This window comes from Pseudomonas borbori, assembly GCF_900115555.1.
GTDB lineage: Bacteria > Pseudomonadota > Gammaproteobacteria > Pseudomonadales > Pseudomonadaceae > Aquipseudomonas > Aquipseudomonas borbori.
Genome location: NZ_FOWX01000061.1, coordinates 1 through 10,504, shown reverse-complemented (window position 1 = coordinate 10,504; position 10,504 = coordinate 1). Strand labels below are relative to the sequence as shown.

Sequence of the window (10,504 nt, the reverse complement as noted above, 5' to 3'; positions counted from 1 at the left end):
CTTGGGTAAATTGACCAAAATGGCACAGCATGGGCACGCGCCGATAGACGTTTCGAACGGCATAGCCTTCCTGGTCCAGCCACTCCACATAGCGCTCGATTGCCGAGCCAAGCCAATTGCCGCGAATCCGATCGACGGTTTGCGGCTTCAAGAAATAACGTTCCAGCATGACAACCTCCATTCCAGGAAACAGGGTGGAGGGTCATCATCCGACCAAGGCGAAACGTTATGTGGCGTTTACCGACGCAGTCGCCTTCAAGTACGGCCAAACGCTCGCGCCGGGCACATAACGGCGAAGGGAACAAAACTACGATTATGTGGCGCGCCACATAATCGTAAACCAGGATTTGCGGTGTGCCGCCGAGGAAGGCGAAGCAGCGTGCGTGCGAGCCCAGCCAGTCCGGCAGCTTCTGCGACCAGGTGGCCTCGGCGAAGGTGTAGCTGGACGCGCCGAGGACGGCGACGAAGATCTGCGTCTGGCGGATCTCGCCGGTTCGCCGATCAATGACCGGCACGGTCTGGCCGGCGTCGAACTTTAGGCGTAGTACCTCTCGAATTTTACGCATGGATATACGCTCCACGACGACCTCTTCGCTTCGAGAAAAGAGGTCGATGGTAGTGAATAATCCTGCGTTGCTGCCTGCCTGAGCGTGGGGTCGGATCAGTGAGAGATCACTGTCCAAGTGCTCGTGGAATCAGTGTCCAAGGGGCCGTGGAATGAGTGTCCAAGTCAGCGTGGAATCGCTGTCCAAGTGTTCGTGGACTGGGTGTCCAAGTGCGCATGGAATCCCCAGCTTATCGTGGAATCTCACCCGCCCACCTTTTTGATTACATCAAGCCGACTATTGCCGATTATTCGCTTGAACGACCCTTTATACTCAACAAGTTGTGTTTGACTTTGTTCAACATGGCGGCGAGAAGAATACGCTCTTCATTATCCAGACCGAGCAAAATATCTTCGCTCATCTCGTGGCTCATCCCCCGCATTTCTTTGATTGTCTGTTTTCCCAGCGAAGTGAGGAAAACCCTTTTAATGCGACGATCAACTGGATCTGGGTTTCGAATAATAAAGCCGGATACCTCGAGGCGATCGATAATGCCACCAAGCGCAGCTTTGCCGAGTTCGAGCATATTAGCCAGATCGCTTTGAGCCATACCGTCATGGCGGGACAAATAAGCAAGAACCCACCACTGCGAACGTGTCACGCCTAACGGCTTCATGAGATTATCAAAAACGACACGACGTAACCGGGAGACATCATGCATCAAGAAACCCAGGCGTTGGTCCCAATTTTCCTCTTCAATTTGACGGCCGTTCCTGCTGACCGTTAACATCTCAACCTCTTGTCTACTCATTTTGGTCATCTCACCAACAATGCCTGGCTAGCAGCGCCCAACCAATAAGAATCGAGCTTTAATAGCCCAAGTATGCACCAATATTATATACCTCCAGGCTATCCGTCTACAAAAAGGTAGCCTGCTCACAGCTTAATTCCAATACCCTAGGAGCCTGTCGGACTTTCCAAGTCTTCCGTGCGTTGGAGGTATCCGCGACAATCGAGGCCCTGCAACCGAGAGCCCGTCCTGATGAGCCGCTTCGTCCCTGCCGATCGAGACACTGCGTACCTGCTTCCTCCCTCAGTAGACGAATGGTTACCGGGTGATCACTTGGCGCGGTTCGTGGTAGAGGTCATCGAACAGCTCGATCTGCGCGAGCTGACCGGCCAATACGCCGGTCGGGGTTCGGCCGCACCATCCGGCCGTGCTGCTGGGCTTGCTGGCGGCCTGGCGAATGCTGAGCAGCTCACCGTCGGGAAGCTCGGCGGATCGTTCGAAACAGGGAATCTTCCAATGACGCCGCAGGTTGCCCACGAGGTTCTGGTTGAAACGCAGGCCCCGCGCGGTCACACGGCCTTGGGTGTTGAGGATGCCCGCGATGGTCGCATCGGGATAGTGCTGCGCCAGTCGACGTACCAGGGCGATGGTGTCTTCGTCGGTGCGAATGGTGGCCGGTCGCGAGCGCGGCAACGCAACGTCGCATTCAGTGAGCTTGCCGCCGCGCCAGCGTAGCTTCAGCTGCGCTCGGTATTGTTCGCGATGCACGGTAGCCGTGAAACGAGTGACGGAAAACAGAGGCAAGAGAACACCGGGCGTTGATGGCAAGATCTGGTCGACTCCGGTGCAGGTCAGCGCGCAAGAGCATGGGTTTCCTATGTCCGCGACCTGAGTCCGTATTGCGGAAACTGACCAGCTCAGAGCGGATTGTGAAGATCCATCTTTCCCCAGAAGGAATCAAGGCAGATAGATCGGCTCTTGATCGGGCTTACAACGGCTTGAGCCGTATGCGGTGAAAGTCGCACGTACGGTTCTTAGGGGGCCCTAGGCCAGTAATGGCCTGGGGGGCTACCCGACTAGCAAAGCTAAGAGCGACGAACCGCTCGCACACCGTCGAATTTTGGCTGTTTAGCTACGACCTGGTCACGAGCGCTTCATCACAACATTACTCGACGCGTTCCGAGCAGTCAGCCAGAGACTCCGCTGACTTGAACGCATTAACAGCGAGCATGGTAATCGCAATAATAGACACAACCACAAAAACCAACGCCGGAAGCAAGCCGATTACGGCAAAGATACTTGACTCCCCAAACTGATTGTCAGCAAAACTGAGCGCACGGTTTGGTGCCAGAAGTGCCGCCAGATAAAACAAGGTATTGGCATACCCCGTACCCACCAACATCCAATATAAATGACCGGCTACCCGAGCAGATAAACTCAAGGTGGTAATCAGAACAGCCACCAGCATAATCAACATGCCGTTGAGCATCCCGCCAAGATGCGCCCGCGCCCAAGAACCGGGATCACCAGGTATGCTGAACGATATGATAGTACCTGGAATAAGCTCCATCCCACCCAGTAAACTCACCAACAATCCAAAGCCTGTCAACATGCCCACCAGCAGGATGACCGTGCCGTGACCCACCATATTACGCTGCTGTTTTTTCATATTATTATGCCCCCAGTTGCGTTGATTAACCGTTCCGTAATGAATGACTCATGCCAGCGGCCAGTAACCTGGGCTGGCAAGCATATACTGTTGCGGCATTTGCAAGTCGCAATCCAGTTTGCGCGCAGCACGAACAGGCCAGCGTGGATCGTCAAGAATGGCACGACCTAGCGCAATAAAGTCCGACTGCTGCTCGGCTACCATGCTTTCCGCCAAGTTAGCGTCAGCGATGAGGCCGGCACAGACCACAGAACAGGTGACCTTCTTGCGCACAGCCGCCGCCATATGGGCCTGATAGGCTGGCTTGTTGTCATACCGAACACCCTGGCAAGCACCGCCACTGGACACAGAAATATAATCAACTCCGCTCTGCTCGAGTTTGACGGCATAGACTTGCGCATCCTCGATTTTCCAGCCTTCATCCAGCCAGTCACTGCCATTGATGCGCATACCCAGCGTCATGCTTTCTGGTATTGCCTTGCGAACAGCCTTAACCACCATGAGCGGGAAGCGCATTCTGTTTTCCAGACTGCCGCCATAAACATCTTCGCGACGATTGGATATCGGGGATAGGAAAGAGTGCAGCAAATACCCGTGTGCCGAATGAATTTCAATATAATCAAGGCCTGCCTCAACAGCACGTCGAGCCGCCACCACAAAGGCACCTGCAATGCGCTGCATATCGGCAATGCCGAGGGCTGCAGGGGTCGGCCATGCCTCCCCCCAAGGCAGCGCCGTGGGCGCCAGTGTTTGCCATGCCTGATCTCCAGACATAGGCTTGCCACCCTCCCAAGGCGGGAGAGCAGAACCTTTGCGACCGGCATGATTCAACTGAATACCTATTGCAGCATCACTGTAGTCACGTACACGCCCAACTAGCTGACCCAGGGTCGCCGCCTGCTCATCGCTCCAGAGCCCGAGACAACCATGAGTAACCCTGCCCTCTTCGGAAACTGCCGTAGCCTCAATGGTCACGGCAGCAGCACCCGAACAGGCCAAGTGCCCCAGGTGCTGCTCATGCCAAGGCTGAACAAAGCCTGATTTGGCTGAATATTGGCACATGGGAGCAACAATCAGCCGATTCTTCAAGGTCAGCTTGCCGAGTGCATGAGGTGTGAAAAGCTGGCTCATACAAGTCTCTCTCGAATTCACAAAAGGCCAACAATGCTAATAGCCGCAACACTGTTGTAGGGCACACCACCCAGGTTATGACTCAAGCCCATGCTTGGACTCACAAGCTGCCTGTCACCCGCGCGATTGAGCAGTTGAAGGTAATGCTCATACACCATGCGCAAGCCGGAGGCCCCAACAGGGTGACCAAAGCATTTCAGTCCACCATCAATCTGGCAGGGAACCTTGCCATCGGCATCGTATTTGCCATCCAGGATGTCACGCCAGGCCTGCCCGTCATCGGACATACCCAGGTCCTCCATGGTGACCAGCTCGGTGATGGAGAAGCAGTCGTGTACCTCCATCAAGCTCAGCTGCTTGCGCGGGTCGTCAATACCGGCTTCCTTGTAGGCAGCCTTGGCAGCCAGGCGGGTGTTCTGCACATAACTGCCGTCCCATTGGTTGGTGCCGGCTTCGCGCCCACTGCTGGCGGACAGCTGCAGTGCCTTGATGGTGACCAGCTCGTAGTTGCCGAGGGCCCGGGCGATTTCCGGGGTGGTGACAATTGCGCAGGCAGCACCATCACTTACGCCGCAGCAGTCGAACACACCCAGCGGATCGGCGATGATGGGAGCCGCCAGAATGGTCTCCATGCTCACCTCTTTGCGCAGGTGGGCCTTGGGATTCTTCGCCCCGTTGACATGGCTTTTCCACGACACCCTAGCCATGGCCTGCTTTAGCTCTTCCTTGCTGACGCCATAACGGCTGCGATAACCGGCAGCCAGTTGGGCAAAGCCGGCAGGTGCAGAACAATAGGGAATCCACAGGTCGTTGAAGGTGCCCTTGGTCGGCACGGGCAGGCCACCAAAACCGGTGTCCTTGAGTTTTTCCACCCCCACAGCCAGGGCAATATCAACGGCACCGGAAGCAACCGCGTAAGTGGCTCCGCGCAGTGCTTCGGTGCCAGTGGCACACATGTTTTCTACCCGGGTAACCGGAATACCCTGCAAGCGCAAAGCCGTAGACAGCGGGATAGCCGAGTTGCCGACGTTGGCCTGATCCAGCGCCGAACCAAACCAGGCCGCGTTGATCTGCGAAGGCTCGATACCCGCATCTTTCAGCGCTTCGCCGAATGCCTCGTTGATCAACTGCTCAGTACCGACATCCCAACGCTCGCCAAAGCGCGAACAGCCCATGCCGATGATTGCTACCTTGTCTTTGATACCTGAAGCCATTGTCAGCCCCTCGAAATAATAGATAGAACGGATTAGAGGGCCGGTGTCGCTTTCCAGAAGTAGCGGCGATAGCCACGAAGCTTGTCATTGGCCTTGACCCGGAAGACCATTTTCAGTGGTGTTCCCACATCCAGATCCTGCTTGCCGACATCGACCATTTCCATCAGCACGCGCGCACCATTATCGAACTGGACAAGGCCAACATAGAGGGGGGGGGCCGGGTAGTACTGCAGCCAGTCGGCACTCACGGTGGCTACTTTGGCGCGCTGATTGGCCAGACTGAGCGGCACCTGTGAGTCAGCTACACCGCAATTGACGCAGTTGGGTAAGCTGGGAAATTGCACACTGCCGCAGTGCTGACATTGTCCGCCGGTAAAGGCCAGAATCTGTTCGTGCGAACGGTATTGCTGGGCGATGGACGCCTTGGTATCGACTTCGGCACGCGGCCCCCAGTCGACATTCAACTCCCCCTCAAAAGACAACATCTTCAGGTAAGAGGTCTCTTCAATGCCTTCGGCAAGCGCTCCCCTGATGCCGCGCGCAGGCTTTCGCTGGCCGGCCTCTTTCCTGAACAGCGCAACATCGCAACCTTGGCCAAAAGCAGCCAGCAATATGAGTTGACCGGGTTGCGCCTTTTCCAGCGCATCGGCCAACTGCAGCAAACTGTGTGCCGCACCGATATCGCCCACACCTTCCTGGAAATCATCCAGTAGAGAGGCAGACTCCACACCCAGCTTCCTGCTCAGCAGCTTGTCGCTGCCCTTGGGTGCACCGCTCAGCCCAAACCAGGCCACGTCAGCGGCCTTGATATCCAGCCTCTTCAGCAGCGCCGCTGCGGTGGCCGGCACCAACTTGCTGACGCCCTCATCTCGAATCCACCGTTCTTCAGCGTAATAGTCGTAGTCTTGACCATTCATGCGGTAGTGATCGATGAAGGGTACGCTCAACGACTCGCTGCCCAGGCAACTGGCCAGTAGCTCACCCTCACCTACCAGCATGGCAACGGCGCCAGAACCGTAGTTCATTTCCTGGGCGCTGGCAGGTTTAGCCGAACGCCGCTCGCTGGCCAGGACCAAACGCTGGCTCTGATCCTGGTTGCTCAGTTCACTTATCAATGCGCCAAGACCCGCTCGGGTGCTGCCTCCAACATCAGTGCAACTGATTTGACCGGGCAAACCCAATGCCGTAGCAACGATACTGGCGTTCTGCAGGTCGGCAAAGGGAGCTGTGGTCGATGCCAGAATGACACGACTGACCGCCTCAGACTGGTCACCCAGGCAATCGCGCCCGGCTTCCACGGCCAGGGTGATGCTGTCTTCATCCCAACTACAGAGGGCTTTGTGGCCCTTGCCACGCATTGACGGGAAGGCCCATGAATGCGCTTGAGCAATGGCGCTACGGGCAATGCGCAGGCGAGGCAGAAAGACACCGTAAGCCTTGATGCCAACAGGTTTGATAGCGGTCATTGCAGGTCTCCAGGGTTCACTGTGTGCGGCTTGGCTAACGTTGAATATTTAGTACCATAGCATATAATATACGTAACTATTAAATTCATGTCATGTCCAATATGGAGGTTTGTATGCCCTTAGCTCCAACGCCGCCTGCTCAGCGGCCAATACGCTCGATGCTCTTTGTGCCAGCAGACAGTGAGCGCAAACTGGAAAAATCTACCAGCCTTCCCGCGGACGCACTGGTTTTTGACCTTGAGGACTCGGTTCTTCCAGCACGCAAATCGGTAGCCCGCCAGATGCTGCAGCGCTTCCTGCCTGCCTATTCCGGAACAGGACAAGCCTGGATACGGGTCAATGACCTGGAGTCTGGCGAACTACTGAAAGATCTCGCGGCCGTCGTACCCCTTGCCCCCGTTGGTATTGTGCTTCCGAAAATTCGTGGCCCTGAGGATCTGGAACTGGTGAGCCATTGGCTTGATATGGCTGAAGCCATGTCCGGCGTGGAGTCAGGCAGCATTCGCATCATTGCCGTAGCAACTGAAACCCCCGAGGCCGTATTGCGCATGGCTGACTTGGCGCAAATCAGCTGCCCTCGCCTGCTGGGCTTGATCTGGGGTGCCGAAGACTTGAGTAGTGCATTGGGCGCGGACGATCCACGCACCGCAACCGGTGCCTGGCGCCAGACCTATGAATTTGCCCGCGTTCAGGCCTTGCTCGCGGCCCATGCCCTGGGCATCCAGGCCATTGATACGGTGTATGTTGACTTCCGCAATCCGGAAGGCTGCGCTGCCAACTGCTGGGATGCGCGCTATGACGGTTTCACCGGCAAGGTTGCCATCCATCCGTCACAAGTCCCCATCATCAATGATGCCTTCTCACCCAGCCCCGAGCAGATTGCATACGCCCAGCGTGTAATTGCTGCGTTTGAACAGGGCGAAGGTGCGGTTTCACTGGATGGAAAGATGCTTGACATCCCCCATTTGAAGTTTGCCCGGAAGATATTGAGTCAGCTGACCTAAATATCAGGTAGAGGCGGATTCACCCCCGCCGTCCTCATACACCACCGCACATACGATTCCGTAACACGGTCCCTTGCACCTCCAAGTCACCGGCCTGGCTACCACGGCCAAGCCGGTTGCGCTTGCACGCAACGCGCCATGCCTGGCACACATTCAAGTAGGAGGCGGGGTCACCCCCGCCGTCCTCTCACATACATGGACGCCCCCTATCCTAACGGCATCGGGTGCACGGAGTTGAAGACCGAGGCAAACCAGTACTGAAGAGGCAACTCAAACGTGACCAGCTTACCAGCTTCTTTGCGGTGTTGGCGCCGTGCTTGATCGGCATGGAGGCTTGTGGCAGTGCTCATCACTGGGCAAGAAAGCTGCAGGAGTTTGGGCATACGGTCAAATTGATGGCTCCACAATTTGTTAAGCCCTATGTGAAAACGAACAAGAATGACGTAGCGGATGCAGAAGCCATTTGTGAAGCGGTAGCTCGACCCAATATGCGCTTCGTGCCGATCAAGACGACAGAGCAACAAGGGGTATTGGCCATGCACCGTGCGCGACAGGGTTTTGTGAAGGCGCGTACTGCGCAAGCTAACGTGATTCGTGGGCTGCTCGGTGAGTTCGGCATTGTCATCGCGCAAGGGATTGGGCATATCGCCGAGCGTTTGCCGGGCATCCTGGAAGATGGTGAAAACGGTCTGCCCGGTTCATTCCGACAATTGATGCAGCGCCTGGGCGATCATCTGAAGGAGTTGGACCGGCAGGTGGGTCAACTTGAACGGAAAATTCAACAATGGCATCAAGGGAACGAGGCCAGTTGCAAGCTCGCAGAAATACCGGGTATTGGACCGATCACTGCAAGTGCCCTAGTGGCCTCGATCGGCGATGCGAAGAACTTCGAGAATGGCCGGCAACTGGCGGCCTGGCTGGGGCTAGTACCGCGGCAAAATTCAAGCGGCGGCAAGCAGGCGCTGCTGGGCATTAGCATGCGAGGAGACACCTATCTGCGCACCTTACTGATCCACGGCGCGCGGCGGTGATCTGGGTGGCCGAGCAAAAACCCAGCACGTCGGCAGTTGGCTGGCGGGGGGCATGGGCCGACGGAACAAAAATGTGGCCGCGAAGACGCTCGCCAACAAGAACGCCCGCATCGTCTGGGCGCTGCTGGCGCACAACCGGGAGTACGAAATCGATTATGGATTAGCGGCATGAACAAGGGTTTTTCCACGGCGTCGTGGAAACCCTGCGATGTAGGCAGCCTCAACCGCGGCAAACCTCAAGGAGAACCACCGATTGTACAGGCAATCATGACGTGATGGCGAGATAGGTCAGACCGTGGGCAGCTAAACCCGAAGAAGTCAGGGCACCTTCGAGTGCGCTCTGCTGATTGAGGTGTTACCCAGCGGATTCCATCAGGGATAGAGGCTGTAGCCTCGATCGAAGTCCGGATCTATGGCTGCAATTGCCACCTTTCTACCGTCATCGATTGAGGGCTTGGCAAGCCGGGGGCGACCATCTATGACTTCTGCTCGCCCATCCGGACACCCTGGCAGGAGCGACGCAGGATTTCGTTCACTACCATCGACCTCTTTTCGGAGCAGTGAGGTCGTAGTGGAGCGTTTATCCATGCGCAAGATTCGCGAGGTATTACGCCTCAAGTTCGAGTGCGGGTTATCCGCCCGCAAGATCGCCCGCAGTCTGGGCGTCGGCCACAGCAGCGCCGGTGATTATCTCTGTCGTTTCGCCGCCAGCGGCCTCGCCTGGCCCACGGCGTTGTCCGATGCCGAACTGGAACGCCAGCTGTTTCCACCGGCCCCCATGGTGCCCAGCGAGCAGCGGCCACTGCCCGACTGGGCCATGATCCACGCCGAGCTACGCCGGCCTGGTGTGACCCTTGCGCTGCTCTGGCAGGAGTACCGACTGGCGCAACCGCAGGGCTATCAGTACAGCTGGTTCTGCGACCACTACCGAGCCTGGCAGGGACGGTTGGATGTGGTGATGTGCCAGGAGCACCGCGCCGGCGAGAAGCTGTTCGTCGACTACGCCGGGCAGACGGTGCCGGTGATCGACCTCCGCAGCGGCGAGATCCGCCAGGCACAGGTGTTCGTCGCGGTGCTCGGCGCTTCCAGTTACACCTTCGCCGAGGCCACCTGGTCGCAGCGGTTGCCGGACTGGCTGGGCTCGCACGCATGCTGCTTCGCCTTCCTCGGCGGCGTGCCGGAAATCGTGGTGCCGGACAACCAACGCAGCGCGGTGAGCAAGGCCCATCGCTACGAGCCGGACATCAACCCCAGCTACCGCGACCTGGCCGAGCACTATGGCGTGGCGGTGGTGCCGGCACGGGCGCGCAAGCCGCGCGACAAGTCCAAGGCCGAGGTCGGCGTGCAGGTGGTCGAGCGCTGGATCCTCGCCGCGCTGAGGAATCGGCAGGTCTTCTCCCTGAATGAACTCAACCGCGCCATCACCGTGCTGCTCGATCGGCTCAACGCCCGCCCGTTCAGGAAGCTGCCGGGCTCGCGCCAGACGGCGTTCGATGCCCAGGATCGGCCGGCCCTGCGGCCACTGCCGGAGCAGCCCTATGTCTATGCCGAGTGGAAGAAGGCGCGGGCGCATATCGACTACCGCGTCGAGGTCGACGGCCATTACTACTCGGTGCCGTACCAGCTGGTGAAACACCCACTCGAAGTGCGGCTA

General features: G+C 57.5%; 8 protein-coding genes and 3 pseudogenes. 5 read left to right on the top strand and 6 right to left on the bottom strand.

The features are described 5' to 3' along the window. Nucleotides 1-332: 332 nt before the first annotated feature. Nucleotides 333-527, bottom strand: a pseudogene (locus BM315_RS23365) (IS21 family transposase); the annotation flags it as partial. 325 nt (nucleotides 528-852) lie between these two features. Beyond that, entirely contained in the window at nucleotides 853-1,335 is a 483-nt protein-coding gene (locus BM315_RS23360) for a MarR family winged helix-turn-helix transcriptional regulator (RefSeq protein ID WP_244527369.1), read from the bottom strand. A 252-nt stretch (nucleotides 1,336-1,587) separates the two neighbouring features. Between BM315_RS23360 and BM315_RS23355 the strand changes: the two are divergent. Both BM315_RS23355 and BM315_RS25615 read left to right on the top strand, forming a co-directional pair. Further along, nucleotides 1,588-1,780: pseudogene (locus BM315_RS23355) on the top strand (IS5/IS1182 family transposase); the annotation flags it as partial. Between the two features lie 201 nt (nucleotides 1,781-1,981). Then, complete coding sequence (locus BM315_RS25615; protein ID WP_090506006.1) at nucleotides 1,982-2,227, top strand: reverse transcriptase N-terminal domain-containing protein; 246 nt, start codon at nucleotides 1,982-1,984, stop codon at nucleotides 2,225-2,227. Nucleotides 2,228-2,500: 273 nt separating this feature from the next. Here BM315_RS25615 and styC read toward each other — a convergent pair whose 3' ends face one another. The 4 genes from styC to BM315_RS23330 are packed head-to-tail and all read right to left on the bottom strand — an operon-like array spanning nucleotide 2,501 to nucleotide 6,815. Next, nucleotides 2,501-3,004: a styrene-oxide isomerase StyC gene (styC, locus tag BM315_RS23345; RefSeq protein WP_141124022.1), complete on the bottom strand. Its 504-nt coding sequence runs from the start codon at nucleotides 3,002-3,004 to the stop codon at nucleotides 2,501-2,503. 48 nt (nucleotides 3,005-3,052) lie between these two features. Then, nucleotides 3,053-4,135 carry an NADH:flavin oxidoreductase/NADH oxidase gene (locus BM315_RS23340; RefSeq protein ID WP_090506002.1) on the bottom strand — a complete coding sequence of 361 codons (1,083 nt, stop codon included), beginning with the start codon at nucleotides 4,133-4,135 and terminating at the stop codon, nucleotides 3,053-3,055. A gap of 17 nt (nucleotides 4,136-4,152) precedes the next feature. After that, entirely contained in the window at nucleotides 4,153-5,349 is a 1,197-nt protein-coding gene (locus BM315_RS23335; RefSeq protein WP_090506000.1) for an acetyl-CoA acetyltransferase, read from the bottom strand. Nucleotides 5,350-5,381: 32 nt separating this feature from the next. Beyond that, nucleotides 5,382-6,815 carry a 3-oxoacyl-[acyl-carrier-protein] synthase III C-terminal domain-containing protein gene (locus BM315_RS23330; RefSeq protein ID WP_090505998.1) on the bottom strand — a complete coding sequence of 478 codons (1,434 nt, stop codon included), beginning with the start codon at nucleotides 6,813-6,815 and terminating at the stop codon, nucleotides 5,382-5,384. A 113-nt stretch (nucleotides 6,816-6,928) separates the two neighbouring features. On the opposite strand from BM315_RS23330, the gene BM315_RS23325 reads away from it, so the two are divergent. The 3 genes and pseudogenes from BM315_RS23325 to istA all read left to right on the top strand — a co-directional run. Beyond that, nucleotides 6,929-7,819: an HpcH/HpaI aldolase/citrate lyase family protein gene (locus BM315_RS23325; RefSeq protein ID WP_090505996.1), complete on the top strand. Its 891-nt coding sequence runs from the start codon at nucleotides 6,929-6,931 to the stop codon at nucleotides 7,817-7,819. 224 nt (nucleotides 7,820-8,043) lie between these two features. Next, nucleotides 8,044-9,022, top strand: a pseudogene (locus tag BM315_RS23320) (IS110 family RNA-guided transposase). A 414-nt stretch (nucleotides 9,023-9,436) separates the two neighbouring features. Continuing rightward, nucleotides 9,437-10,504, top strand: a 1,068-nt coding sequence (gene istA / locus BM315_RS23315; RefSeq protein ID WP_090505994.1) for an IS21 family transposase, incomplete at its 3' end; no start/stop codon positions are given.